This window comes from Caulobacter flavus, assembly GCF_003722335.1.
GTDB classification, from domain to species: domain Bacteria; phylum Pseudomonadota; class Alphaproteobacteria; order Caulobacterales; family Caulobacteraceae; genus Caulobacter; species Caulobacter flavus.
Map to the genome: position 1 here is coordinate 4,620,171 of NZ_CP026100.1, position 23,716 is coordinate 4,643,886.

The following is a 23,716-nucleotide window of genomic DNA, read 5'->3' on the forward strand; positions in this document are numbered from 1 at the left end:
GCAAACCGCTGAGCGTCGTGTTCGTTCAGCGCGATCTCAAGATCGATCAGTGGCGCGCATATCCTTGACCGACGGATCGGCGGGGAGTTGCCCATAGAAGCGGGCGAGCTCGGGATGGCGGGCGACCAGGGCGGCGAAGGCCGGGCGAACCCGGGGCGTCAGGGCCGGGTCCTTGTCGCACAGCGACACCACCAGGGCGGCGCTATGGCGCAAGGTCGGCTCGCGCAGGGCCGCGCGCTGAGCCGTCAGGCGATCGCGATAACGCCCCGCGGCTGCGGTGTCGGGCAATTGGTCGATCGCCCGATCGATGTCCTTGCGCAACTGGGCGATCGCCTGCGCTAGACCGATCTCCAACGCCACGTCCAGAAATGCGCCCTCCACGCCGCCCGACACTTCAACTCCTCAAGTGGCCGCCGCGCTCGCGCCCCAGCGCCTGATCGACGGGTTTCTAGATTGCCCGTTGACGCGCTTGCGCCTCAAGGGGAAAGTTCCGGCTTCGTTCACATCCTGCTCGATTGCTGGGGATGAAACGTCGCGGCGAAAAAAGCCAGCCACGGACGGCGAGATTGAGGCCTCGGTCGCTTACGGCCCATGAAGATTTGACGCCCCGGCGCCCTGTCCTAAGATCGCGGTGACCTGGAGATTTGCCTGGACGTGCCTGACCGCTCCCCCCCAGACGGCGCCTTCTTCGCCCCAGAACACGACGAGGCCCTCTGGTCGCTCGCACCCTGGATCACCGACTACAGGGTCGCTCCGAGCGACGGCTACGACGCCACCTTCGTCGAGGTCTGGCTAAGGCCGCCGCGCGCCTGCGAGATCGCGGAATTCGGACGGACACCGCGTCCGGTTCCCGACCGTGCCCATGACATCGAATTCCATAATGTCGGCGACGCGCCGCCGATCGGCTTCTGGCATTTTCATCCCACGGTCGAAGCGTTCGAGATCGAGTACGATCGCGATGACGGCTCGGCCTGGTGGGCCAGGGTCTGGCTGAAGACGGCGCCATGATCACCGCGGTCCGCTCGGCGGTGATCTGCGACAAGGTCGAACGGCGGGCCAATGGCCTGACCGACTATCTGGGCATCCACGGTGCGGTCCTGCTGGCTCAGAGCCTGCCGGGCCTCCTGGAGGTCTGGATCGCCTTGCATCTGGACGTCGACAAACGACAAACGCGTGGCCGCGTGAGCCTGGCTTCAGCGGACCTTGGCCTCATGGTCCCGTTCGACTTCGCCACCGGACGGGGGATGAGCGTGATCGCCTTTCCGCTGTTCATTCCGATCCAGGCCGCCCACACCCTGACCCTCACGATCCAGGACGATGACCGGCGCGACAGGCCGTTCCGGTTCAAGTGGGCGCTGGGCTTCGCGCCTGGGGCCAAGGCGCTCGAACCGCACGTCGCCGCGACCGTTGTTGAGGAGGCCGCGGAGGCCAACGCGCGGGTCTTGGCGAGTCTCGTCAAACCCGCCGCCAAGCATTAGCGAGCCGGGCCATGTGTTGGTGTGGACGGCCTCTCATCCCAACGGTTTGATGGCGCTTAGCGTCAACAAGCCAGTCGAGAGGAGAGCCACATGGTCACACCAGTGCGTATCGGCATGGACACGGCTAAGTCCGTGTTCCAGCTCCACGGAGTGGATGAGAACGAGGTTGTAGTTCTTCGTCGCCAGCTCCGGCGCGCCGACATGATCCGCTATTTCGAGAACCTTCCGCCGGCCCTTGTCGCGATCGAGTCCTGCGGTAGTTCCCACCATTGGGCGCGGCTCCTGGAGTCGTTCGGCCACGAGGTGAAGCTGATCCCGCCGCAGTACGTGAAGCCGTACGTAAAGCGCGGGAAGAACGACGCGGCCGACGCCGAAGCGCTCTGCGAGGCCGTCACCAGGCCGACCATGCGTTTCGTGCCTGTGAAGTCCAAGGACCGTCAGGCGGCCTGCATGTTGATGACGGTGCGCGAGCGGCTCGTCATGGTGAAGTCGCAGCTCAGCAACGCTTTTCGGAGTTATGCGGCGGAGTTCGGGATTGTGGGCCCGTCCGGCCGGCAGAACGTCAGTGGCCTGATCGCGCGCGTCCTCGAAGATGACACGCTGCCGGAGCTGGCGCGCGAGCTCTTCCAGTTTCAAGCCAAGGAGTACGCCGCGGTAGAGGCGCGCCTGGCGGAGATCGACGCGAAGCTGATGAAGTGGCACCGCGCCGACGAGCTGAGCCGGCGCATCGCCACCATTCCCGGCGTCGGCCCTATCGGCTCAACGTTGCTGAGCATGAAGGCGCCGCCGGCGCAGACCTTCGGCTCCGGGCGCGACTTCGCCGCCTGGCTGGGGCTCACGCCGCGAGACCATTCGACAGGCGGTCGATCAAGACTCGGCGGGATCACCAAGGCTGGAGATCCATCGATCCGGTCAACGCTGATCGTCGGGGCCACAGCGCTGCTGCGCCATGTGCGCCTCGGGCATACAAAGCCATCGCCCTGGCTGGCCAGGCTCATGGAGCGGAAGCCGCCCAAGCTGGTCGCGGTCGCATTGGCCAACAAGTTCGCCAGGATTGCTTGGCGGCTGATGGTGTCGGGCGGAGTCTACATCCGGCCCGCAGCACTGAACCCGACCTGATCTGAGACCGGCGCCCGGAAGCCAAAGAGGCTGCACCCGGACCGCCCAGGAAACTTGCACGAACGAACAGATGGAAACGACCTATTGGTCGGTACGCGCGACATTCCGAAGATTGCACTGGCATCCCGATGTCGCCAATGTGTTTGGAGCGCGCGTAGCGAACACCATCTTGGCCAGCGAGCTTCTCGCGCAAACAGGCCGGACATCTGATAGCAAGCGTTAGGTCAGACAGTCTGCGCGTTCACTGCAAGCGGGGGGCCGTCCACATCTGCAATCTCTACAGCCTCAAGACCGGAGACCTCTTCGATCTGTGGTCCATGGTGCTCAAGCTGCCTGTGGTCTGGGAAGGTCAGGCGAGCAATTTCGAGCCGCGTCCGGAAATTCGCATGACCGAGGTCGCCCCAATCCTGCGCCATGTCGGCGATCAGGCCGTGGTGTCGATGACCAAGTGGGGCTGGCCTGGAAATAAAGGTCCGGTTTTCAACTATGTCAGCGAGGACCGTGATTTCTCCAAGTCCGACCGCGTGCTGATCCCCACCGATGGCTTCTACGAGTTTACCGCGCCGCAGCCGGGCCAAAAGCGCAAGACCCGCTGGAAGTTCACCGTGCCGGGCGAGCCGGTGTTCTGGATCGCCGGCATCGTCAAGCAAGACGCCTTCACCATGCTGACCACAGCGCCAGGCCCCGACATCGCCCCCTATCACGACCGCCAGGTGGTGGTCCTGCCGGCTCAGCGCGGCCGCGAGTGGCTAGACCTCTCGCGCCCGGCCGCGGAGATCCTGACGGCGCTGCCGGCCGGCGGGCTTTGCGTCGAGCGCGACTTTCCTCCGCCCGAGCCGCCGGGCCTCTTCAGCTGATGGACGCGCCGGTCGATTACTGGCCGCAGGTGGTGCGGCAAGGCGTGTTGGCGCTGGGCTTTAGCGTGCACCGCGGATTTGGCGCGCCGATCCTGAGCGCCGACTTCATCGGCCCGCTCGAGGGCTGGACGCGGCGGGCCGCTCAGGCGGCCCTGGCCATGCACAAGGAAGCCGAGCTGAGCGATGATGAACAGCTCGTCCAGGCGCGCCTCAGGCTTCTCGCGGCCCTGGAGCAAAGCGCCGCCGCCGACGAACTGGCCGCCTACCAGGACCGACTGGCCAGAGCCGTCTGGGCCGCCGTCCGCCAGGACCCACCCCGCCGCATCGAGGCGCTGGGCCATGCCGAGGACTAGAGACGCCCCCTTCAAGCCCGGCATGGCGAGCGGGCCGGGCCTGGGATAAACCCCTGCCATGGTGAGTGACATCGACGCCCAAACCGGCGCTCCGCCGGACGCTCTGGCGTTGGCGCTGCTGCCCGACCCCGCCACGGGATCGGCCTTGGCGCAAGCCGCCGCGGCGTTCGCGGAGAACCACCGCCTGGCCGGACGCCAGGCGCGCCCCGATCAGTTCTCGCTCAGCCTCTTTGAGTTCGGTCCCTATCCAGCCTTGCCCCGTGGCATCGTCCGCCAGGCCCAGGAAGCGGCCCGCCGCGTGGCCCTGCCGGCGCCTTTCGACCTGGTCTTCGACGGTGTCGAGGCGTCCCGGGTCGCTGGCGGGCGAGCTTCACCGGCCCCCAACCGCCGGCGTTGGGCGAGCTACGCCAGGCGCTGGCCGGGGCTCTGGAACATTCGGGCCTAGGCCGAAGCGTCGGTCTTGAATGGCGCGCCCAGATGGCGTTCCTGCAAACCGCCAGCCCGGTCCCGACGACGGCCATCACCCCGATCCGGTGGCGTCCAACGGAACTGGTGTTGCTTCACGGCCTTTCTCAGCCCGGCCGCCGTATCGTCCTGGCGCGCTGGGCCTTCGGCTAGATGCGAACGGGGAGCGGGCCTGCCCGCTGAGCGTTCTCTTCACATGACCGATCCTGCCTCTCCGACGCCCGATCCCGCACCCGGCCGACCACCGAGCGAAGTCCCGCCAGGCTCGCCCAGGCCTGAATTCGACGACCCGGTGATCCCGTTCGAAGATCCCATGCCGGCTTCGCCGATGCCGAGTCCCGACGATGGCCGGCCCTACGACACGCCGCCCGACCTCGTCCGGCCATAGACGGCGATAACGGCGGGCATCCTGCGTCAGACTCGGACGCCCGCAAAAATTTGAATCCCGCCAATCCCTTGCCGGGATTGAGACTCCGTCGTGGCGCGGCGCCGCGCCGCACGCCAGGGCTGATTGACTCGCCAAGCGTCATGAGAACAAAGATGGAACATATCCGTTTTTAACCCATGTCCCTTGCCCGCACCCCCGCCGCGCTCGACGCGCTCCGCCGCCAGGTCCGCCTGATCGAGACCGCCGACGCGGCCGCGCGAACGGTGCTGCCGTTCGGCGTGCCGCAGATCGACGAGCGCCTGCCTGGCGGCGGCCTGGCGATCGGCGCCCTGCACGAGGTGGCCGGCGGCGCGGACGGCGCCTTGCATGCCGCCACCCCCGCCCGCTTCGCGGCCGGCATCCTGGCCCGCGCCCCGGGGCCGGTGCTCTGGTGTCTGCGCCAGCGGGACCTGTTCGCCCCGGCCCTGGCCCAGGTGGGCCTGCCCCCGGCCCGTGTGATCTTCGCCGAGGCCGGCGACGAGGCCGGGGTCCTGGCCTGCATGGAGGAAGGCCTGCGCTGGCCGGGCCTGGCGGGCGTCGTCGGCGAGGTCGGCAAGCTGTCGATGACCGCCTCGCGGCGGCTTCAGCTGGCGGCCGAGAAGAGCGGCCAGATGGCCATCGCCATCCGAAGATGGCGCAGGGTGGCCGACGCCGCCGACCTTGGCCAGCCGACCGCGGCGGCCACGCGCTGGCGGGTCTCGGCCCTGCCCTCCTCGCCCCTTCCCACCGCCGGCGTGGGACGGCCGCGCTGGTTCCTTGAGCTCTTCCGTTGCCGCGCCGGCGAAGCCTTCGACCTTGAGATAGAAGCCTGTGACGCCAAGGGTCATCTCCGTCTTCCTGCCCCGCTGGCCGACCGACCGGCTGCGTCGCGGCCAGGGCAAGGCCGCGCCGCCGCCTGAGACGCCGGTGGTCATGGTCGGCCGCGTCGGGCGTCGGCGCGCGATCGCGCATCTCAACTTCGCCGCCGCCCAGGCGGGGCTGCGCATCGGCCAAGCGGTCGCCCACGCCACGGCCCTGGTCCCCGGCCTGCTGCTTCACGACCTGGACGTCGATGGAGATCAAGCCGCCCTGCACCGCCTGGCGCTGTGGGCCCAGAAGCTCTACTCGCCCACCGTCGCACCGGACGGCGCCGACGGCCTGGTGATCGACGCCACCGGCTGCGCCCATCTCTTCGGCGGCGAGGAAAAGATGGCCATCGCCATCCGTGAGCGCCTCTCCAAGGTCGGCCTGACCGCCACCGTCGCCATCGCCGACAGCTGGGGCGGCGCCCACGCCCTGGCCCGGTTCAGTCGGCGAGCGATCTTCGTAGCCACGCCCGGGACCACGGGCCGCGAAATCAGCCTGCTGCCCGCCGCGGCATTGCGCCTTCCCGCCGATCTCGTCGAAGGGCTCGGACGGCTGGGTTTTGACACTATCGGCGAGCTGGAGGCCACGCCCAAGGGCCCGCTGGTCCATCGCCTGGGCGCCGAGCCGGTCCTGCGCCTGGATCAGGCCTTCGGGCGCAAGGCCGAGCCGATCGAGCCGGTCATGGCGGCGGAGACCCTGCATGTGCGCAAGATCTTCGCCGAGCCGATAGGCGCACCCGAGACCATGGCCCGCTATCTGACGCAGCTGACCCAGGCGCTGTGCGCCGTCCTGGAGGAAGCCGGCCTGGGCGCCAAGCGCCTGGACGCCTGGTTCCACCGTGTCGACAACCGCATCGAGATGGCGCGCATTGGTTTGGCTTCGCCGTCGCGGAACGCCAAGCGGCTGGCCAAGCTGCTGTGCGAGAAGCTGGAGACCGTCGATCCGGGCTTTGGCGTCGAGAAGATCGTGCTGGCCGCGCCTGGCGCCGAGCGGCTGGTCTACAAGCAGGCCAAGGCGCTGGAGGCCGACCAGGCCGTCGACCTCTCCGGCCTGATCGACACCCTCTCCAACCGCTTGGGACCCGAGCACGTCTACCGCCTGGCCAGCGCCGAGAGCGACCTGCCCGAGCGATCGGTGCGCCTGGCCCCGCCCCTGGACGCGCCGGAAAGCTTTTCCTGGCCCGCCGACTGGCCGCGGCCGACCCGGTTCTTCCCGCGGCCGGAGCCGATCGACACCGTGGCCCTGCTGCCCGACGCCCCGCCTGCCGCCTTTACCTGGCGCGGAACCCGCCATCGCGTGCGCTGCGCCGACGGTCCTGAGCGGGTGTTCGGCGAATGGTGGAAGGCCGACGCCGAACTGGCCCGCAGCCGCGACTATTTCCAGGTCGAGGACGACAGCGGCGAGCGGTTCTGGATCTTCCGCGACGGCGACGGCGAGGACGCGCAGACCGGAACCCAACGCTGGTTCATGGCGGGGGTCTTTGGATGAGCGCGCCGGCCTGCCCGCAGGTCCAGGACGACCTTGGCTCCTATGTCGAGCTGCAATGCGCCTCGCACTTTTCGCTGCTGCGCGGGGCGTCTTCGCCGGGCGAACTCTTCGACGAGGCTCAGCGTCTCGGTTACCGGGCGCTGGCGGTCTGCGACCGCAACAGCGTCGCCGGGATCGTGCGCGCCCACATCGCCGCCAAGGCCACGGGCCTGCGCCTGATCGTCGGCTGCGAACTGGTGCTGCGCGATGGCATGACCCTCCTGGTCTATCCGACCGATCGGGCCGCCTACGGCCGGCTCTGCCGCCTGCTCTCTCTTGGTAAGGCCCGAGCCGGCAAGGGCGAATGCGACCTGACCCTCGACGATGTCGCGACCTACGCGCAGGGCCTGATCGCCATCCTCGTGCCCGAAGCGCCCGACGCGGCCTGCGCCCTGCAGCTGAAGAAGGTAGCGGCGATCTTCGGGGCCGACGCCCACCTGGCCCTGACCCTGCGCCGCCGCCCTGGCGACGCCCTGCGCCTCTATCAGCTCGAGGCCCTGGCCCGGGCTGCCGGCGTGACGCCGGTGGTCACCAATCGGGTGCTGTTCCACGAAAAGGCCCGCCGCCTGCTGCAGGATGTCATCACCTGCATCCGCGAGGGGACCACGATCGACGATGTCGGCTTCAGGCGCGATCGCCACGCCGACCGCTACCTGAAGGCGCCGGCCGAGATCCATCGGCTGCTGGCCAAGCACCCCGAAGCGATCGCCGCCTCGCTCGCCATCGCCCGGCGCTGCCGGTTCAGCCTCGATGAGCTTTCCTACCAGTATCCGCATGAGGTCAGCGAGCCGGGCGCCACCCCGCAGGAGACGCTGGAGCGCCTGACCTGGGAAGGCGCGGCCCAACGCTATCCCGAGGGCGTGCCGCCCGAGGTAGAAAGGGCGCTGGCCCACGAGCTGCGCCTGATCGGCCTCTTGGGCTACGCGCCCTACTTCCTGACCGTCCATTCCATCGTCCGGTTCGCCCGCAGCCGCGACATCCTCTGCCAGGGCCGCGGCTCGGCCGCCAATTCGGCGGTCTGCTACGTGCTGGGGGTCACCTCGATCGATCCCGAGCGCAACGATCTCCTCTTCGAGCGCTTCGTCTCCCAGGAGCGCAACGAGCCGCCGGACATCGATGTGGATTTCGAGCACGAGCGGCGCGAGATCGTCATGCAGTGGATCTTCGAGACCTATGGCCGCCATCGCGCCGCCCTGGTCGCGGTCGTCCAGCGTTTTCGCCCGCGGGGCGCGGTGCGCGACGTGGGCAAGGTGTTGGGCCTGCCTGAGGACATGACCAAGGCCCTGTCCAGCCAGGTCTGGAGCTTCAGCCGCGAGGAGATCGAGGAAAAGCACGCCCGCAACATTGGCCTGGACCTGTCGGACCGCCGACTGCGGCTGACCCTGGAACTGGCCCAGCAGCTGCTCAACACCCCGCGCCACTTTTCCCAGCACCCGGGCGGGTTCGTGCTGACCGAGGACCGCCTGGACGAGCTCGTCCCGATCGAGCCGGCGCGGATGGACGGCCGCCAGATCATCGAATGGGACAAGGACGACATCGACGAATTGAAGTTCATGAAGGTCGATGTGCTGGCGCTGGGCATGCTGACCTGCCTGAAGCGCGGCCTCGACCTCCTCGCCGAGTACAAGGACGTCCACAAGGACCTGGCCACCATCCCGCCGGAGGATCCGCGCACCTATGCGATGATCCGCCGGGCCGACACCCTGGGCGTCTTCCAGATCGAGAGCCGGGCCCAGATGGCCATGCTGCCAAGGCTCAAGCCCCGCTCTTTCTACGACCTCGTCATCGAGGTCGCCATCGTCCGGCCAGGGCCCATCCAAGGCGCCATGGTCCACCCGTACCTGCGCCGCCGCGAGGGAAAGGAGAAGGTCGAATACCCCCTTCCCGCTCTGGAGAAGGTGTTGGGCAAGACCTTGGGGGTGCCGCTGTTTCAGGAACAGGCCATGCGGATGGCGATCGAGTGCGCGGGGTTCACGCCCGGCGAGGCCGACCAGCTGCGCCGCTCGATGGCGACCTTCAAGTTCACCGGCGGCGTCTCCCACTTCAAGGCCAAGCTCGTCGGCGGCATGGTCGAGCGCGGCTATCCGCAGGATTTCGCCGAGAAGACCTTCAGCCAGTTGGAAGGCTTCGGCTCCTACGGCTTTCCGGAAAGCCACGCGGCCAGCTTCGCCATGCTGGCCTACGCCTCATCCTGGCTCAAATGCCACCATCCGGACGTCTTCTGCGCCGCCCTGCTCAACAGCCAGCCGATGGGCTTCTACCAGCCGGCCCAGATCGTCCGCGACGCGATCGAGCACGGCGTCGAGGTCCGCCCGATCTGCATCAACGCCTCGCGCTGGGACTGCACGCTGGAGCCGATCGGGGATACCGGTCGCCACGCAGTGCGCCTGGGCCTGAGGATGATCAGGGGCCTGGCCGACGGCGAGGCCGCGGCCATTATCCTGGCCCGGGGCGAGGACCCCTACGCCTCGATCAACGACGTCTGGCGTCGGTCCGGCGCCAAGCCCGGCGCCCTGGCCAGGCTGGCCGAGGCCGACGCCTTCCTGCCTAGTCTCAGATTGGCCAGGCGCGAGGCCGGCTGGGCGATCAAGGCGCTGCGCGACGAGGCCCTGCCGCTGTTCGATCAGCCGGGCGCGAGCGAGCTCAATGAACCGGCCGTATCGCTGAAGCCGATGACCGAGGGCCGCGAGATCGTCGAGGACTATGGCCATGTGGGGCTAAGCCTGCGCCGCCATCCGCTGGCCCTGCTCCGCAATGACCTGACCCAGCGCCGCCGCGCGCCCTGCCGCGACGTCGCCCAAGGCCGGGACGGCCAGTTCATCCAGACGGCGGGTCTCGTCCTGGTGCGCCAGATGCCCGGCAGCGCCAAGGGCGTCCTCTTCATGACCATCGAGGATGAGACCGGCGTGGCCAACCTGGTGGTCTGGCGCACGCTCTACGACAAGCAGCGTCGCATCGCCCTGGGCGCGCACCTGCTCGGCGTCGACGGCCGGATCCAGCGCGAGGGCGAGGTCCATTCCAGTTCCATGGCTACGAGGGCCATCGTCGGGTCGTGTCCTTCGGCTGGTCCTACGATTTTGCCCGCGGCGTGCTCGAGCCCGCCGCGCCAATCCCCGACGTCCTGCTGCCGCTGCGGGCCAAGGTCGCGGCCCTTGCCGGCCGGGATCCGGAGGCGTTTCGCCAGGCCCTGGCCATCGAATATGCGCCTGGTGCCGGCATCGGCTGGCACCGCGACCGGCCTCAGTGCGAGATCGTCGCGGGCGTGTCGTTGGGCTCCAGCTGTCCGTTCCGCTTCCGGCGCCGGCGCGATGAGGGGTTCGAGCGCGCCACCCTGCGCCCCGCGCCGCGCTCGGCCTATCTGCTGACGGGTCCTTCACGCGAGACCTGGGAGCATTCGATCCCGCCGGTCGAGGTCCTGCGCTATTCGGTGACCTTCCGCACCTTCCGCGACGCCCAGGTCTAGGGCGCGTCTTCGCCAAGATCGAGCGCCACCAGCCAGTCGGCGATCAGGGCCCCTGCCATGGCTTCGAACCGGGCGGCCAGCAGCTTGGGAATCCGAGCGGCCAGTCCGCCGTGGCTCTTGACCAGGCCGCCCCCGGTCAGGCCGACGAGCAATTCCAGCTGGGCGGCGGCGTCTCGCGGCGCTCCGGCCGCGCCGATCACGCTCGCGCCCGGCGGGAAGACGAAGCGGTAGACGATGACCGGGCGCGTGGCCTGCGCGTAAGTCGCCAGGCGTTCGCGACGGGCGGCGACGTCTTCGAGGTCGACGACCACGCCGATGGCGTCGTCCAGAAGCTCTTGCGGCTCACGGAAGATCTCGGCGGCCGGGGCCGCGGCGATGTTGGGCATGGAGACGATATGGGGAGCGCCGGCGTCGTCGTCCAGCAACGACCGGGCGGAGTCGGCCGGCCCGTGGCGGCGGAGGGCATGCGCGCGGGCCGGTCTCCCCGTCCGCCTGATACGCCACGCGGCGGACCCTAGAAAAGCGAGCCTTGGCGCCGATCGGTTCCAACCTCCACCGGCGCGGCGTCATAGCGGTCGCGGATCGTGGCGTTGAAATATTCGCCCTTGGCGAAGGCCAGCCTCAGGCCTTGGGCGACGTCGGCGGGCACGCCCCGGTAGGCATAGACGCGCCCGCTGACGAAGGTGACGGTCAGGACCTTGGCCGCTTCGTCATAGGCGAAGGCCTTGATCACCGATGAGGGCATGGCCTTGGCCTAGTGCTTCTGGCGATCACCCTTGTCGCCCTGGCCGCGACCGGCGTCGTTCTTGGCGTGCTGGCGCTGGTCGGCGGCCAGCGACTTGCGGACGTCGACCGACTCCTTGATGCGGCCTTGGTCGTCGCGGCGGATGTAGCGCTTGTCGCCGTCGTGCGGCTCGATCAGTTCACGTTTGGACATGGCGATAAGTCCTCCTTCGAAATGACGAATCCGCAGGCAAGGCAAACCGTTCCCGCGACGCGGCGACGGGAACATCCGGCCCGGGCCATCGGTTCTGACGGCAGGAGGAGCCCGATGCCGCAAAAGCCTTTCACCCAACCCAGCCAGGTCGCCCCGGTGGAGGGCGAGGTCACGGTCCGAGGGCCTGGGTCGGCGGGCCTTTCGATGACGCCGCAGGCCGCTCGCGAGACTGGATCGCGCCTCCAGAGCGCGGCCGATCGGGCCGAGGCCGGGCATGTGGAACAGATCGACCTGGAGGATGAGGCGGCCCTGGGCCGTTGGGCGGAGCGGCTCGGCGTCGATACCGACGCCGTCCGCAACGCCGTCATCGCCGTGGGGCCCGACAGCGAGGCGGTAGCCCTGCGCCTGACCTCGGCGCGTGGCGCGGCCGACTAGGCCGCGCCTTGAAGATCGCGACCTTCAACATCAACAACGTCGTCTCGCGCCTGGCCGTCCTGACCGCGTGGCTGGAGGCCGAGCAGCCCGACGTCGTGTGCCTGCAGGAACTGAAGGCCGACCAGGGCGCCTTCCCGCTCGCGGCCTTGGAGGCGCTGGGCTACGGCGCGGTATGGAAGGGTCAGCGGACCTGGAACGGGGTTGCGATCCTGGCCCGCGGCATGACCCCGGTCCTGACCCGCACCGCCCTGCCCGGCGATCCCGACAAGGCCCAGGCGCGCTATATCGAGGCGGCGGTCAACGGCGTGCTGGTGGGCGGCCTTTACCTGCCCAACGGCAATCCTGCGCCGGGTCCGAAGTTCGACTACAAGCTGGTCTGGTTCGAGGCCTTCAACGCCCATGCCCAGACGCTGCTGGACGCGAAGGTCCCCGTCGTCCTGGCGGGCGACTACAATGTCGTGCCGACCGAGGCCGACCTCTATCCCAACCATTCCTATGGCGACAACGCGCTGCTGCGTCCCGAGAGCCGCGCGGCGTTCCAACGCCTGCTGGACCAGGGCTGGACCGATGGCCTGCGCGCGATCCATCCAACCGGACCGCTCTGGACCTTCTGGTCCTATCTTCGATTTCGCTGGCCCAAGGACAAGGGCCTGCGCATCGACCATCTGCTGGTCTCGCCGCAACTGACGGACGCCCTGGTCGACGCGGGCGTCGATCGCTGGGTTCGGGACCTGGACGGCGCCAGCGACCATGCCCCCGCCTGGATCACGCTGGACCGATGAGCGCGGCCTCGCCCGTCACCCCCGATGGTCGCTACATCGTCGTGCGCGGACGCCTCTGGCGACGGAGCAATCCCGGCCTCCCGCAAGAGCGACGCCAAGCGCTGGTCGAAGAGCTGATGGCCGCGCGACGCGCCGTGCGCAGCGCGCTTGCCGCCGGCGACAAGACAGCCCTCACGTCGGCCCGCGCCGAGGTTCAGAAGGCCAAGGTCGGCCTTGGCGAGCGCGGACCAGTCTGGTGGGACGACGGCGCCCCCGACCTTACCCGCCGCCTGGCCCGCAACACCGCCTATGCGCAATGGTGGAAGAGCCTTGGCCACGACTAGCGCCGCCATCAGCGGCGCCGTACGATCGCGCCATGCCCGCCCGCTCCCGCCCGACCGCCCGCCTGCTGACCCCCGCCGGCTGGGCGAGCCTCGCCGTCCTGGCGATCCTGGCCGCCGGTGTGGCGGTGGCCTTGGTCGCCCTGGCGCCGCGCTAGCAAGACCGAGGCGCGCCGAACAAATGGACCTGGCTCAGGCGGGGTCTCAGTTGCGAAACCTCGCCACTGATGGCGGCGTCGCGGGCCATGGCCTCGTATTCAATGAACGGCCCAGTCCTGCGCGCCAACGGGCCCGCGGCCTTCAGCATCCGATCAATCTCAGCCCACACCGAGGCGCCATCGGCGCCTATCGGCGGCCAACGTCATCGCGACTTGACGAAAAGAGCCCCGGGCCTTTGGCCCGGGGCTCCTCTGATCTGTCGGTTTCTGGCCGGTCAGGCGCCAGCGCGCCTAGACGCGTGGCGTCAGGCCATCGCCGGGGCGATCGAGGGTGTCGCGGCGGCCGTCGTCGTCATCGAACGCTGCGCCAGCTTCGCCGCCGACAAAGGACCGCTGCTCGCCGCGATAAAGCGCACGCTCGCGCTCCACCTGTTCAGCGCTGTAAGGTTCGGCAGCCTCGTCAAAGCGCGACCAACCGGACTGACGATAGACATCGCCGCGCGAGACGGCATCGACGCCGCGCCGGCCGTTGAGGATCTGCTCGATCTCGACCGCACGGTCCTCGTCTGCCTTGACGCTGACCAGGGTCCCGCCACGACGTACGCCCTCGGCATAGACGTTGGCTTCGGCATCGCTGTGGCCGGCTTCCTTCAGCGCGCCGAGCAAGCCGCCCGTCGCGCCGCCGGCCACCGCGCCGACGGCCGCGCCGACGGCGGTCGAGGCCAGCCAGCCTGCGGCGACCACCGGACCCAGGCCCGGAATGGCCAGCATGCCCAGACCCGCCAGCAGGCCCGCGCCGCCGCCGATCAAGCCGCCGGTCGTCGCGCCCTTGCCGGCGCCGTCGGCCACGTCGTTTTCGCCGTCACGATTGGCGTCGCCCAGCGGACCATCCGAGCCGAGGCCCCGTCCGGTGCGCCAATCGCCGGCGTGCCAGTTGTCGGCGTTGTTGGAGACGAGGCTGATCTTGTCGCGATCAACGCCGGCGCGCTCGAGATCCTGGACGGCGTCGAGGGCTTGGGCATGGGTATCGAAAAGGCGGGTGATGGTTCTGGTCATGGCGATCTTCCCGTTGATGTTGGTTGAAGTTGCGGCCCGAGCGGACGGCTACATCGCCGTGACGGCGCCCTTGTAGTCGACCGAGACGCTGACTTCCTTGCCGTCCTTTGTGGCCTTGCCCTGCCACAGGCCGTTTTCGTTCTGAGTCAGCGGACCGACACCGGTGTAGCCGGCGGACTCGATCGCTCCTTTGGCCTGGGCCTCGGTGTAGGAGCTGGCTCCGGGGGTGGGCCCAGCGTCGCCGGTGGTCGGGGTTGTGTCGACCGCGGTGTTACGCGGAGCCTCGGACGTCGAGACGGCCGGGCCTTCGGTCTTGTCGGCCGTGTCGGTCTTCTGGCCGCAGGCTGCGAGTAGGCTGGCGGCGGCCGCCGCGATGATCAGGGGTTTCATCATGGTTATGTCTCCCAGTGGCGCCGGGAGGAAGGCCTGAGCCCACCGATCAGTTCCAACCCCAATCGTCCGGAATCGACGACGGCGCCGGGACATTGCGCGGTGCGGGGAATTCTTCCGAATCCAAGGCTTTGCCGTAACGATAGCGGCGCCGCAGATCCTCTCACCCGGGCGGAACAGGGCTTGCGCCCGTCCGTTGCGCTGTCTCCCGAGGAGACCGGACATGAGCCCTGAAGAGCGTCTGCGCACCCAAGATCCGCGCGAGCAATATCCCAAGCCGCCCTTCCCGGCCCAGCCGCAGCCGGCGCCGGGCCTCGCCGCCAAGATGCACCCCCAGCCGGACCACGGCGAGGAAAGTTATCGCGGCGCGGGCAAGCTGGTCGGCCGCAAGGCGCTGATCACCGGCGCCGACTCCGGCATCGGCCGCGCCGCCGCCATCGCCTATGCCCGCGAGGGCGCCGACGTGGCCATCGGCTATCTGCCGAGCGAGGAAAGCGACGCCCGTGAGGTCATCGCCCTGATCGAGGCCGAGGGTCGCAAGGCTGTCGCCCTGCCCGGCGACATCAAGGACGAGGCCTTCTGCCGCGAGTTGGTGGCTAAGGCGGTGGAAGGCCTGGGCGGGCTCGACATCCTGGTCAACAACGCCGGCAAGCAGGTCAGCCGCCCCGACATCGCCGCCATCGACAGCGAGCAGTTCGACCACACGCTAAAGACCAACCTCTACGCCTTGTTCTGGATCACCCAGGCGGCGAAGCCGCACCTCAAGCCCGGCGCGGCGGTGATCAACACCGCCTCGATCCAGGCCTACGAGCCGTCCGACACCTTGCTCGACTACGCCACCACCAAGGCCGGCATCGTCGCCTTCACCAAGGCCCTGGCCAAACAGTTGATCAAGCAGGGCGTGCGCGCCAACGCGGTCGCGCCCGGCCCTTTCTGGACCGCCCTGCAGCCCAGCGGCGGCCAGACCCAGGAGAAGGTGCAGCACTTTGGCGAACAGAGCCAGTTCGGCCGCCCTGGCCAGCCGGTGGAGATCGCGCCGATCTACGTGCTCCTGGCCTCGCAGGAAGCCAGCTTCATCACCGGCGAGGTCTATGGCGTTACTGGCGGGGCCGGCATCGCCTGACGTCCGGGTGTCGCACAAGCGCCTCAAAGGACACAGTTCGGCGCCGATCCGGGCTCCAGCCATTTTCCGAAGCGGCTTGCTCTTGCGGTCGAACCCGTCAACGCGGACGATCCGTCCCGTCGACCACCTCAGCCGGCTGGTGCGCGTACCCCTCGAGTTCCAGCCGCCGTGGGCGGCAAACCTTAGGAGCCTGGACGTGGATCAGACGGCCCTGATGGAAGATATGCGGCGTGCGACCGAGAGCATCGTCGCCGCGCGCCTGCCGATCCGGCTGCGCGCGGCCCAAAAGGGCGTCGTCGTCGAAGCGCCGGCTTGCGCGACCACGCGGCTCGTCGATCCGCTGGAGGCCACCGTGACCTGGGCGGCGCTTGATCAGGCCAGGGCGGCCGTCCTGCACCCGCTGGTCGGCGCGCTGATCGCCTTCCTGCACAACGGCGGCCCGCCGCCGCCCGGGTTTGAACGCCCGCAGCGCGCGCCCGTCAGCCGCCGTTTGCACTAAAGGCGCGCGATCAGGCCAAACGAGCGGTCTCGCCCTGGCGGGCCGTCAGGCCCATGGACCGTCCCCGGACCCAAAGCTGGTCGATTTCGATTGCCGACCACCCCTTGGGCAGGACGACGGGGCGCCCGCTCCAGGCGTCGGGCTGAACTCCCGATGGGAAGACCCCGGTGAACCCAAAAAGCAGACCCGTCAGGAAGCCGCCGATATTGGCGAAGAAAGGACCGGCCTGGGGCTGCTCGGGAAATCGGTCGGCGCGGTATTCGAGGGTCTGCAGAAAGCGTCCGACCACGAACTGGCCATAGCCGGCCTCAAGCAAGGCGAGCGCGCGTTCCCGATCGGCGAGCCGGGCGGCCCAGGCGCCATAGAGCGCCGACAGCATCGGACTGCCGATGTAGTCGTCGGCCAGGTCGAGATAGAGCGACAGCGTCGCGGCCTCTTCCTCGGGCGTCATCGCGTAGCCGAAGGGAAACAAGCCCATCAGGGGATCGGGCGTGGCGCCCTTTTCCTCGTTGGTGCGGAAGTCGTCGTGCGAAACCACCGCCTGGCCGCGGCGTGGGATCTGCATGCCCTCGGCGATCTCCCGCCAGGCCGGATCGGCGGCCAATCCAAGATCCTCGGCGATCCTCAATCCGGCGTGAAGCACCACCACCGCGCCCATGTTGGTGAAGGCGGCGTTGTCCACCGGCTGCTGACGCTCGGCGATGCCCATCGAGGCCTTGATGGCGTAGCCGCCGCGCACCTTGGAAACCCGGCTGGCGATCCATTCGCAGACCCCGGACACCACTGGCCAGGTCCGCGTGCGCAGGAACTCCCGATCGCCGGTGACGTCGGCATAGAAGACGAAAGCGCGGGCCACATCCAGCGAAACATGGTCCTCGTGCCAGGCGGCCGTGCCCGGCATCGGCGCGGCTTCCTCTCCGCTGCGCGGCGCGCTTTCCCAGGGAAACTGCAGGCCCCGCCGCCCCATCAGCTGGGCGTTGCGCCGCGCCCCGTCCAGATGCGTGAAACGGTACTCGAGCATGGCCTTGGCCGCGTGGGGCTGGATCGTGCACAGGGCGGGAACCGCGAAGGCTTCGATGTCCCACATCACGTGGCCATAGTAGTAGTGATAGTCGTGCCAGGTCGCCAAACCGAAGATCGAGGTCGAAGCCGGCGAGGAGGCATGGACCGAGCTGTTGAGGTAGAAGAAGGCTGCATCGACGATCCCCTGCCAGCGCTCGTCGGCGCCCTCGACGCGGATCCGGCTCTTCCATAGCTCATCCCACTCCGCGCGGTTCTGGCGGCGCACCTGGTCAAAGCCGTCGCTGCGCGCCTTGGCGACCAGCCGCTGGGCCTGCTGGTCGGGGAGCGCATGCAGAACATCGGGCACGATGCTGACGATCTGGCGAAGCCGCACCGTCCGCCCTGCCCGCGCCGCCAGCCCATATTCGCTGACCAGGCGGTCATCGCGCAGCGGTGGGCGGATCGGCTCGACCTCGCCAGCGCCTAGCACCTCGGTGACCAGGGCCAAGCCGCAGGTGGACAGATCTCCCGCAGAACTCCACAGCAGCGAGCCGTCGCAGGCTGGCGCGTCCTCGCCGGGGGTCTGGCGGCTATGGCGCAAGGCGGCCCCGTCGACGCCCGCGGCGTCGATGCTCGCTCGCAATCCCAGAGCACAGGCCTTGCCGACCGTGACGGCGATCTCCTGGCAGACCAGGGTCGGATCGCGTCGGCTGCAGAAGGTCACGACCTCCACCGCCGCCCGCCGCCCCTGCGCTTCGCACACGAAGCGCGAGGTGAGTTCGCCGCATGAGAAGTCGTAGTCCTGCTGAAGCTCGGTGACTTGGTGGGGCACGTCCGACAGCCAGACGCCATCCAGAGCCAAGTCCCCCGCCAAAGGATAGGGCGCCACCGCCGCCGCCTCGATCTGCCGTTCGTAGTGCTGACCGCTAAAGCCGCTGACCAGGCACATGCCGGCCTGCAGGGGCGTCTCTCGCACCCGCAGGCCGACCAGACCGTTGGCGACATAGGCTGGAAGTTCACGACGTCCAGCGCCGGCGACAGGGGGCGGGTTGATCGGGGTGTTCATCGATGGCGGCGACCTGTCTGGGAGTCCTGCGCTTCGAACCGCCAAGGCTGCCTATGGTTTCATGGTCTGTCCTATGAGGGGCCGCGGCGCACCCAACGCCATGACCGCGCTGGGGCCAAACCGTAAAGCGATGGCCTTGCACTGCGTCCGAGCGATACGCGAAGCCTGCCGATCCTCCTGAGCTCGGCTTGGCCCGTCGACGCTTGTCCCACGGGACCTATCGGGGCTCGCGTCTCCCAGATATCCGCGCGGCTCCGACCCTGAAGGAGGCGCCCTTGAGCGCGGCCCACCTTAGCGCGCCCCGCAGCGCCGTCCTGCGACGTTGGAACATTTTCTGTCGGCGGCGCGTAAACCTGTCAGGCGCCGCCAAGCTTGCGCGTTCATCGTGCAGCCTGCGGCGCCGCCTTTGGTTTTGCTGGAGGTCCAGACGATGCTTGCACTTGGCCATGACCTTGGACGAGGCGGCGCGCGCGCAGCGCGCCTGGGCAAGAGGGCCGATCAGGCGTCATGCGGGCGCGACCACGCCTTCGCCTTCGAATAGCGCCGGCCTGACCCCGTCAGGCCGCATCCAAACTGGAGGCTTTGCCTCCCCGCTCGCCATCCGGCTTGAGCCTACATCGCGCCCCGGTCACGGCCGGGGCGCCTTTGCGCGTACCAGCTCGCTCCTAGACCTGACCAAACCGCGCCACGAAGTCGGCGACCTCGGCGGCCGGCATGGGCCTGGCGAAGTGGTAGCCCTGGACCTGATCGCAGCCATAGCCGCTGAGGGTGGCCAGCTGCTCGGGCTTCTCCACGCCTTCGGCGACCACCTTCATGCCCATGCTGGCCCCAAGGTTGATCACGGCCCGAACGATCGCGTCGTCCTCGACGTTCTGGACGAACGACTTGTCGATCTTCAGCCGATCGACCGGGAACTGACGCAGATTAGCCAAGGAGGCGTAGCCGGTGCCAAAGTCGTCCAGGGCGATCAGCACGCCGGTGTCATGCAGTTGGCGAACCGTGCTCGCCACCACGTCCGCGCCCCAGCCCATATAGACGTTTTCGGTGACCTCGATGGTCAGGCGGCTGGCCGGGACATTCCAGCGGGCCAGGCGATCGGCGATGTCGCTGGCCAGGCGTCCTGAGCGAAACTGCTCGGTCGAGACGTTGATGGCCACACGGCCAAGCTCCACGCCCTCGTCGAGCCAGGCCCGCATCTGACCCAGGGCGCGTTCCAGCGCCACCTCGCCCAGCTTCAGGGAAAGGTCGCTGTCGTCGAAGGCGGCCATGAAGGCGCCGGGGGCCAGGACGCCCTGCTCGGGATGGTTCCAGCGCATCAGCGCCTCGAACCCGGCGACGCGGTTGGCGGCGATGTCGACGACGGGTTGGTAAAAGAGGTCGAACTCCCCCTGCGCCAAGCCAAGACGCACTTCGCGCAGCAACTCGACGCGCTGCTCGACCTGGGTCCGCATCGCCGGCTGGAAGACCACGCAGCGATTGCGACCGCCGGCCTTGGCCTCATAGAGGGCGACGTCGGCGTTCTTGAGCAGGTGAAGCGGGTCTGCGTCGGGGTCCTCGTGAAGCGCCGCGCCGATGCTGGCGCTGATCGTAAAGCTGCGCCCCGCGTGCTCGATGGGCGTGCGCAGCAGCGCCTGCAGGGTCTCGATCGGCCGCGCCAGATCCTCAGGCCCGGCAAGGCCCCGCAGCACGACAGCGAACTCGTCGCCGCCCAGGCGCGAGACGGTGTCGGACTTGCGAAAGGCGCGGCGCAGGAGATCGGCCAGGCTGAGCAGCAGGGCGTCGCCGGCGTCATGGCCCAGGGTGTCGTTGATGTCCTTGAAGTGGTCGACGTCGATCATGATGACGCCGAACATCTCCCCGGCCCGCTCGGCCGCGGCGACCGCGTTCTCGAAGCTCTTCTGAAAGGCGGCGCGATTGGGTAGGCGCGTCAGGGTGTCTCGGTAGGCCAGGAACGCAATCTGGGCGGAGGCCGCAACGCGGTCGGAGATATCCTCGTGGGTGGCGACATAGCCCCCGCCGGCCAGCGGCGTGTGGGAGACCCTCACCGTGCGGCCGTCGGCCAGTTCATATTCGCCGATCACCGCCTGGCCTGGCGCGGCCGTGGCGCTCTTGGCCAGATGCTCGGCGACGCCGCGCATGGGCCCCTGCCCCGTGCGCAGGCAATGGGCGATGATCGCCTCGCGAGGCGCGCCCGGCTCGGTCAGGTGCTGGGGCAGGTCGTAAAGCGCGGCGAAGGCGAGATTGCAGAAGGCCAGGCGTCCGTCGGACCCGACCATGCACAGGCCGTGGGGCAGGTTGCCCAGGGCCGCCAGGATCAGTTCGGGCTCGACGCCCTGACGGCGGCTGGGAAGCGAAATAACATTTGATATCGGCACTTTAGCAATCCCTCACACTGGCGGCGACACTGCGCCGAGGAGGGCTAATCGTTTCTGACCACGGCTCGCGACCATGGGTCGCACGCCTCTCCAGCCTGAGGCGAAAAGCTCGGGAGCGGGCCCAAGTCCGCCCGGGGCCCCGCGGCGCCTTTGGTCGGTTCGAGCGTTAGCAACCTGGCCGCCCGCGATCCGCGCCCGGCCCCGGACGCCCCGCCATGACCTTGGCCCCGCGCATCACCTTTGCACTCGCCCCGCCGCTCCAGGCGCGCTGGATTTTGACGATCGCCGTGGCTGTCCTGGTGCTGACCGCCGCCATGGCGTTCGTCGTCCTCGTCGTCGCCCAGCCCTCGCCCCTTTCCGCAGCGCCCCGCGCTGCGGCCACGCCTAGCGGGCCGCTCGCCAAGGCGGGCGACCCGCTCTGCGCGGCCGCCTTGGCCAAGGCGCGCGACACCCGTGGTCTGAGCGCGCAGGAGGCGATCGACGCCTCGACCGCCATGCTGAGGGCCTGCGCGGCCGACTGATCCGCGCTGGCCGCCGGTCGGGAAGATGGCTTCCCAGCCAAGCCGTTGGAACACTTGCGCCATCGACAAGCTTGTCTTCCCGTCAGCAACGGGAGCCCCCCATGGCCTTGCACGCCGAAACCGCCTCCACGTCCAAGCGCGGCTTTGCCGCCATGTCGCCGGAAAAGCGTCGCCAGATCGCGGCCAAGGGCGGCGCCGCCGTGCCCCCGGAAAAACGCAGCTTCTCCCAGAACCGCGACCTGGCCGCCTCGGCCGGCCGGGCCGGCGGCTCGTCCAATCGCTCGCGCGCCGAGGCCTGACATGGCCCTGTTGACCAAGGTCAAGCAGGGTGTCGGCGCGGCCAGCGTGATCCTGGGTTTGGCGGCCCTGATCGCGCCAAGGCGTTTCGCCGGCCTCATCGGGGCCTCGCCCGACACCTCGGCCGAAGCCATCGCGGCCTTCGGATCGCGTGAACTGGCGGCGGGCGCGGCCCTGCTTGCGCCCGTCAAGTTCGGCCCGTTCCTGTGGCTGCGCGTCGCCGGCGACGCCATGGACCTGGGCGGCCTGGCTTTGGCGGGACGCAAACCCGCCGCCGACAAGAAACTCCTAGCCATCGCCTCGGTGGCGGTGGTGGCGATCACCCTTTTCGACCTGGCCCTGGCGCTGGATGGGGATGGAAACTGATCGCGCGTAAGCTCGCGTCGATGGAAACTCTATGGCGGCCGGTGCGACAGAGGGTTCTCGCGCCCGCGCCTCGACGCTGAACGGCCCGCACGGCGGCCCTACGTTCCCACGCGCCAAGCCTATCGAAGGCCGTTCTCACGCGTCCCTCGCCCCGTTTGAGCTTTTGTCCGCTCGTCGCCGGCGGATAACGCCCGAAGTCTAGGGGGGTGACGAGCCCTGGGGGGCGTGACCTTAGACGACGCGCCCCATCCGAGGGCGGTGACGGATCAGAACCCTTCTTCGTGGATGATGGCCGTGACCGGGGCGCGCTTGAAACGCACGCCGCGATAGGTCGCCTCAGGCGGGTCGCCCTGGCTGATCGCGCCGGTTTGCGACAGGAAGGCGTCCCACTGGTCTTCGGGCAGCAGAAAGGCCAGGTCCGCATCGCCGTCACGACTGGCCTCGATCTCCTGATCGGCTTGTTGCTTGATGCTCATGTCCGCCTCCTCCCCAACCAACGCCGGGGGCCCTGGCCCGTTGCCGGACGTCTCCGCCCCTTCACCCAGGAACTCAAGGATCGCCGCGTTGACCGCCGCCGGCTGTTCCAGGTGCAGCCAGTGTCCGGCCTGCGGCACGACGATCAGACGTCCCGCCTGGCAGAGGGACAGGGCCGCCCGGGCCAGACCCGGCTCGAGGAAGGCGTCGCCCTGTCCCCACAGCACCAGGACCGGCGTGGTGATGGCGGGTGGTCGCGCCTGCGCCCGGCGCAGACGCAAGGCCCGGTAATAGTTCAGCATGGCGCTCAGGGCTCCAGGCTGCGCCCAGGTCCACTCATAAGTCGCAAGATCCCGGTCCGAAAAGGTCCCTGGCCGGGCGCTGCCGCGCAGCGACGCCTTCAGAGCCGCATAGCCGAAGGCGCGCAAGGCCAGCTCCGGCAGGACGGGCGGCTGGAACATCGCGACATAGGCGCTGCGCGCCGCCTGCCGCGGATGGGCGGCGGCGTAGGCGGCCAGCTGGTCGGGATGGGGCCCATCCATCAGCACCGCGCGGGCGACGAGGTCGGGATAGAGGTTAAGGACCCGCCAGGCGATCACCGCCCCCCAGTCGTGGGCCACCAGGTCAAAGCGCGAAACCCCGCACGCCTTGGCCAGGCCCAGAACGTCTGCGGCCAGTATGTCCAGGTGATAGGAAGCCACGGGTTTGGGCGCCGCGCTGCCGGCATAGCCGCGCAGATTGGGCGCGATGACACGATAGCCGGCCTGGGCCAGGGCCGCGATCTGCCGGCGCCAGCCCCACCAGAATTCGGGAAAGCCGTGCAGCAGGATGACCGGCGCGCCATCGGCCGGCCCCGCCTCGACCACCACCAGATCCAGGCCGTTCACCGCACGATGGGTCAGGGTCCAGCCCGGCTCGATGAGGTCATGCATGGTCGCTACCCGCCGCCGACGCCGCTATTGACCCGCCCCGTGCCGGCGCAGGCCGGGCAGGCCCGCTCCTCGATCCGGCCGATTCCAGCGCAATCAGGGCAGAGATTCTCGCCGGTCCCGGGGGTTACGGGCGGGGCCTCGTCGCCGGGCTTAAGGGGAACTTGCGGGGTCTCGGTCATGGCCTTTGCTCCGTCCTCGTCGCGGACGGCGACGCCAGCTTCAACGGTTGGCCGCCGGGCCTCGTTCACCTCTTGCGCAAATGCGAACGCGCCGCCGCATCACGCCTGAGATCGCGCACACGCCCAGAGCCCAAAAACCTCCACACTGGCCAAGGCGCTCTTATCCTCGCCCGCCACGCCTATTTCGAAACCGCGGCGAACCTGCGCTAAGCGTGCTCGCAGCGCCTTGGCGCGCCGGGGGTGAATCCTTCCGCGGCCTCGCGCGTTGT

28 protein-coding genes and 1 pseudogene are annotated in these 23,716 nt (G+C 68.9%); 20 read left to right on the forward strand and 9 right to left on the reverse strand.

Features of this window, described 5'->3' with window-relative positions; all coding sequences use genetic code 11:
* Positions 1-36: 36 nt before the first annotated feature.
* Positions 37-393, reverse strand: coding sequence for a hypothetical protein (locus C1707_RS21045; protein ID WP_101714697.1), 357 nt, complete (start codon positions 391-393; stop codon positions 37-39).
* 261 nt (positions 394-654) lie between these two features.
* Here C1707_RS21045 and C1707_RS21050 point away from each other — a divergent pair, with 261 nt between their 5' ends.
* From C1707_RS21050 to C1707_RS27235, 11 genes and pseudogenes are all read left to right on the forward strand, one after another.
* Complete coding sequence (locus C1707_RS21050) at positions 655-1,008, forward strand: hypothetical protein (protein ID WP_101714696.1); 354 nt, start codon at positions 655-657, stop codon at positions 1,006-1,008.
* On the forward strand, positions 1,005-1,478 hold the full coding sequence (locus C1707_RS21055; RefSeq protein ID WP_101714695.1) for a hypothetical protein: 474 nt from the start codon (positions 1,005-1,007) through the stop codon (positions 1,476-1,478). Before C1707_RS21050 ends, C1707_RS21055 begins: the two co-directional genes overlap by 4 nt.
* A 90-nt stretch (positions 1,479-1,568) precedes the next feature.
* Entirely contained in the window at positions 1,569-2,597 is a 1,029-nt protein-coding gene (locus C1707_RS21060; protein ID WP_101714694.1) for an IS110 family RNA-guided transposase, read from the forward strand.
* Positions 2,598-2,983: 386 nt separating this feature from the next.
* A complete protein-coding gene (locus tag C1707_RS21065; RefSeq protein WP_240633766.1) occupies positions 2,984-3,454 on the forward strand; it encodes an SOS response-associated peptidase family protein in 471 nt (156 codons plus the stop codon).
* A complete protein-coding gene (locus C1707_RS21070) occupies positions 3,454-3,807 on the forward strand; it encodes a hypothetical protein (protein WP_101714692.1) in 354 nt (117 codons plus the stop codon). The genes C1707_RS21065 and C1707_RS21070 overlap by 1 nt, the downstream gene beginning before the upstream one ends.
* 58 nt (positions 3,808-3,865) lie before the next feature.
* Entirely contained in the window at positions 3,866-4,252 is a 387-nt protein-coding gene (locus C1707_RS21075; RefSeq protein WP_101714691.1) for a hypothetical protein, read from the forward strand.
* A 32-nt stretch (positions 4,253-4,284) separates the two neighbouring features.
* Positions 4,285-4,425 carry a hypothetical protein gene (locus C1707_RS26295; RefSeq protein ID WP_164467425.1) on the forward strand — a complete coding sequence of 47 codons (141 nt, stop codon included), beginning with the start codon at positions 4,285-4,287 and terminating at the stop codon, positions 4,423-4,425.
* Between the two features lie 411 nt (positions 4,426-4,836).
* The gene (locus C1707_RS21080) at positions 4,837-5,598 is read left to right on the forward strand and encodes an ImuA family protein (protein ID WP_101714690.1); all 762 of its coding nucleotides are present in this window, start codon (positions 4,837-4,839) and stop codon (positions 5,596-5,598) included.
* On the forward strand, positions 5,510-7,033 hold the full coding sequence (locus C1707_RS21085; protein WP_101714689.1) for a DUF6504 family protein: 1,524 nt from the start codon (positions 5,510-5,512) through the stop codon (positions 7,031-7,033). The genes C1707_RS21080 and C1707_RS21085 overlap by 89 nt, the downstream gene beginning before the upstream one ends.
* A pseudogene (locus C1707_RS21090) lies at positions 7,030-10,086 on the forward strand (error-prone DNA polymerase); the annotation flags it as partial. The gene C1707_RS21085 and the pseudogene C1707_RS21090, both read left to right, overlap by 4 nt.
* Before the next feature lie 74 nt (positions 10,087-10,160).
* Positions 10,161-10,535, forward strand: a complete 375-nt coding sequence (locus C1707_RS27235; RefSeq protein ID WP_101714688.1) for an alpha-ketoglutarate-dependent dioxygenase AlkB — start codon at positions 10,161-10,163, stop codon at positions 10,533-10,535.
* Here C1707_RS27235 and C1707_RS21100 read toward each other — a convergent pair.
* The 3 genes from C1707_RS21100 to C1707_RS21110 form a co-directional block, all read right to left on the reverse strand.
* Entirely contained in the window at positions 10,532-10,921 is a 390-nt protein-coding gene (locus C1707_RS21100) for a hypothetical protein (protein ID WP_101714833.1), read from the reverse strand. The genes C1707_RS27235 and C1707_RS21100 overlap by 4 nt on opposite strands.
* 128 nt (positions 10,922-11,049) lie before the next feature.
* Positions 11,050-11,280 carry a KTSC domain-containing protein gene (locus C1707_RS21105; protein ID WP_101714687.1) on the reverse strand — a complete coding sequence of 77 codons (231 nt, stop codon included), beginning with the start codon at positions 11,278-11,280 and terminating at the stop codon, positions 11,050-11,052.
* A gap of 9 nt (positions 11,281-11,289) precedes the next feature.
* Complete coding sequence (locus C1707_RS21110; RefSeq protein WP_101714686.1) at positions 11,290-11,472, reverse strand: hypothetical protein; 183 nt, start codon at positions 11,470-11,472, stop codon at positions 11,290-11,292.
* Positions 11,473-11,586: 114 nt separating this feature from the next.
* Between C1707_RS21110 and C1707_RS21115 the strand changes: the two genes are divergently transcribed.
* Genes C1707_RS21115 through C1707_RS27025 form a run of 4 tightly spaced genes read left to right on the forward strand, consistent with a single transcriptional unit; the run spans position 11,587 to position 13,167 of the window.
* Entirely contained in the window at positions 11,587-11,907 is a 321-nt protein-coding gene (locus C1707_RS21115) for a DUF3606 domain-containing protein (RefSeq protein WP_240633768.1), read from the forward strand.
* 8 nt (positions 11,908-11,915) lie between these two features.
* On the forward strand, positions 11,916-12,689 hold the full coding sequence (locus tag C1707_RS21120) for an exodeoxyribonuclease III (protein ID WP_101714685.1): 774 nt from the start codon (positions 11,916-11,918) through the stop codon (positions 12,687-12,689).
* Complete coding sequence (locus tag C1707_RS21125; protein WP_101714684.1) at positions 12,686-13,012, forward strand: hypothetical protein; 327 nt, start codon at positions 12,686-12,688, stop codon at positions 13,010-13,012. Before C1707_RS21120 ends, C1707_RS21125 begins: the two co-directional genes overlap by 4 nt.
* A gap of 32 nt (positions 13,013-13,044) precedes the next feature.
* Positions 13,045-13,167 (forward strand): hypothetical protein, encoded by a 123-nt coding sequence (locus tag C1707_RS27025; RefSeq protein ID WP_276310640.1) that lies wholly within the window; start codon positions 13,045-13,047, stop codon positions 13,165-13,167.
* A gap of 291 nt (positions 13,168-13,458) precedes the next feature.
* Here C1707_RS27025 and C1707_RS21130 read toward each other — a convergent pair whose 3' ends face one another.
* Together C1707_RS21130 and C1707_RS21135 are read right to left on the reverse strand one after the other, a co-directional pair.
* Entirely contained in the window at positions 13,459-14,223 is a 765-nt protein-coding gene (locus tag C1707_RS21130; RefSeq protein WP_240633769.1) for a hypothetical protein, read from the reverse strand.
* Positions 14,224-14,271: 48 nt separating this feature from the next.
* On the reverse strand, positions 14,272-14,616 hold the full coding sequence (locus tag C1707_RS21135; protein WP_101714683.1) for a lipoprotein: 345 nt from the start codon (positions 14,614-14,616) through the stop codon (positions 14,272-14,274).
* A gap of 220 nt (positions 14,617-14,836) precedes the next feature.
* On the opposite strand from C1707_RS21135, the gene C1707_RS21140 reads away from it, so the two are divergent.
* Both C1707_RS21140 and C1707_RS21145 read left to right on the forward strand, forming a co-directional pair.
* Positions 14,837-15,736: an SDR family oxidoreductase gene (locus C1707_RS21140; RefSeq protein ID WP_101714682.1), complete on the forward strand. Its 900-nt coding sequence runs from the start codon at positions 14,837-14,839 to the stop codon at positions 15,734-15,736.
* Positions 15,737-15,932: 196 nt separating this feature from the next.
* Positions 15,933-16,235 (forward strand): hypothetical protein, encoded by a 303-nt coding sequence (locus tag C1707_RS21145; RefSeq protein WP_101714681.1) that lies wholly within the window; start codon positions 15,933-15,935, stop codon positions 16,233-16,235.
* A gap of 10 nt (positions 16,236-16,245) precedes the next feature.
* On the opposite strand, the gene C1707_RS21150 is transcribed toward C1707_RS21145, so the two are convergent.
* Positions 16,246-18,303, reverse strand: coding sequence for a glycoside hydrolase family 65 protein (locus tag C1707_RS21150; protein ID WP_101714680.1), 2,058 nt, complete (start codon positions 18,301-18,303; stop codon positions 16,246-16,248).
* Positions 18,304-18,968: 665 nt separating this feature from the next.
* Positions 18,969-20,678, reverse strand: a complete 1,710-nt coding sequence (locus C1707_RS21155) for a putative bifunctional diguanylate cyclase/phosphodiesterase (protein ID WP_240633770.1) — start codon at positions 20,676-20,678, stop codon at positions 18,969-18,971.
* A 215-nt stretch (positions 20,679-20,893) separates the two neighbouring features.
* Here C1707_RS21155 and C1707_RS21160 point away from each other — a divergent pair, with 215 nt between their 5' ends.
* From C1707_RS21160 to C1707_RS21170, 3 genes are all read left to right on the forward strand, one after another.
* Positions 20,894-21,199: a hypothetical protein gene (locus C1707_RS21160; RefSeq protein WP_101714679.1), complete on the forward strand. Its 306-nt coding sequence runs from the start codon at positions 20,894-20,896 to the stop codon at positions 21,197-21,199.
* A gap of 101 nt (positions 21,200-21,300) precedes the next feature.
* A complete protein-coding gene (locus tag C1707_RS21165) occupies positions 21,301-21,498 on the forward strand; it encodes a KGG domain-containing protein (protein WP_101714678.1) in 198 nt (65 codons plus the stop codon).
* Between the two features lies 1 nt (position 21,499).
* Positions 21,500-21,862, forward strand: a complete 363-nt coding sequence (locus C1707_RS21170) for a hypothetical protein (RefSeq protein ID WP_101714677.1) — start codon at positions 21,500-21,502, stop codon at positions 21,860-21,862.
* 266 nt (positions 21,863-22,128) lie between these two features.
* Here C1707_RS21170 and C1707_RS21175 read toward each other — a convergent pair whose 3' ends face one another.
* Positions 22,129-23,268, reverse strand: a complete 1,140-nt coding sequence (locus tag C1707_RS21175) for an alpha/beta fold hydrolase (protein ID WP_101714676.1) — start codon at positions 23,266-23,268, stop codon at positions 22,129-22,131.
* Between the last annotated feature and the right edge of the window lie 448 nt (positions 23,269-23,716).

Excerpts from the sequence above, each read along its gene's own strand:
- C1707_RS21100 (WP_101714833.1), bottom strand. The coding sequence starts at position 10,921 with ATGCCCAACATCGCCGCGGCCCCGGCCGCCGAGATCTTCCGTGAGCCG.
- C1707_RS21140 (WP_101714682.1), top strand. The coding sequence starts at position 14,837 with ATGAGCCCTGAAGAGCGTCTGCGCACCCAAGATCCGCGCGAGCAATAT.
- C1707_RS21065 (WP_240633766.1), top strand. The coding sequence starts at position 2,984 with ATGACCGAGGTCGCCCCAATCCTGCGCCATGTCGGCGATCAGGCCGTG.
- C1707_RS21170 (WP_101714677.1), top strand. The coding sequence starts at position 21,500 with ATGGCCCTGTTGACCAAGGTCAAGCAGGGTGTCGGCGCGGCCAGCGTG.
- C1707_RS21130 (WP_240633769.1), bottom strand. The coding sequence starts at position 14,223 with ATGACCAGAACCATCACCCGCCTTTTCGATACCCATGCCCAAGCCCTC.
- C1707_RS21115 (WP_240633768.1), top strand. The coding sequence starts at position 11,587 with ATGCCGCAAAAGCCTTTCACCCAACCCAGCCAGGTCGCCCCGGTGGAG.
- C1707_RS27025 (WP_276310640.1), top strand. The coding sequence starts at position 13,045 with ATGCCCGCCCGCTCCCGCCCGACCGCCCGCCTGCTGACCCCCGCCGGC.
- C1707_RS21135 (WP_101714683.1), bottom strand. The coding sequence starts at position 14,616 with ATGATGAAACCCCTGATCATCGCGGCGGCCGCCGCCAGCCTACTCGCA.
- C1707_RS21060 (WP_101714694.1), top strand. The coding sequence starts at position 1,569 with ATGGTCACACCAGTGCGTATCGGCATGGACACGGCTAAGTCCGTGTTC.
- C1707_RS21165 (WP_101714678.1), top strand. The coding sequence starts at position 21,301 with ATGGCCTTGCACGCCGAAACCGCCTCCACGTCCAAGCGCGGCTTTGCC.
- C1707_RS21125 (WP_101714684.1), top strand. The coding sequence starts at position 12,686 with ATGAGCGCGGCCTCGCCCGTCACCCCCGATGGTCGCTACATCGTCGTG.
- C1707_RS21175 (WP_101714676.1), bottom strand. The coding sequence starts at position 23,268 with ATGCATGACCTCATCGAGCCGGGCTGGACCCTGACCCATCGTGCGGTG.
- C1707_RS21075 (WP_101714691.1), top strand. The coding sequence starts at position 3,866 with ATGGTGAGTGACATCGACGCCCAAACCGGCGCTCCGCCGGACGCTCTG.
- C1707_RS21110 (WP_101714686.1), bottom strand. The coding sequence starts at position 11,472 with ATGTCCAAACGTGAACTGATCGAGCCGCACGACGGCGACAAGCGCTAC.
- C1707_RS21160 (WP_101714679.1), top strand. The coding sequence starts at position 20,894 with ATGACCTTGGCCCCGCGCATCACCTTTGCACTCGCCCCGCCGCTCCAG.
- C1707_RS21080 (WP_101714690.1), top strand. The coding sequence starts at position 4,837 with ATGTCCCTTGCCCGCACCCCCGCCGCGCTCGACGCGCTCCGCCGCCAG.
- C1707_RS21070 (WP_101714692.1), top strand. The coding sequence starts at position 3,454 with ATGGACGCGCCGGTCGATTACTGGCCGCAGGTGGTGCGGCAAGGCGTG.
- C1707_RS21055 (WP_101714695.1), top strand. The coding sequence starts at position 1,005 with ATGATCACCGCGGTCCGCTCGGCGGTGATCTGCGACAAGGTCGAACGG.
- C1707_RS26295 (WP_164467425.1), top strand. The coding sequence starts at position 4,285 with ATGGCGTTCCTGCAAACCGCCAGCCCGGTCCCGACGACGGCCATCACC.
- C1707_RS21150 (WP_101714680.1), bottom strand. The coding sequence starts at position 18,303 with ATGAACACCCCGATCAACCCGCCCCCTGTCGCCGGCGCTGGACGTCGT.
- C1707_RS21105 (WP_101714687.1), bottom strand. The coding sequence starts at position 11,280 with ATGCCCTCATCGGTGATCAAGGCCTTCGCCTATGACGAAGCGGCCAAG.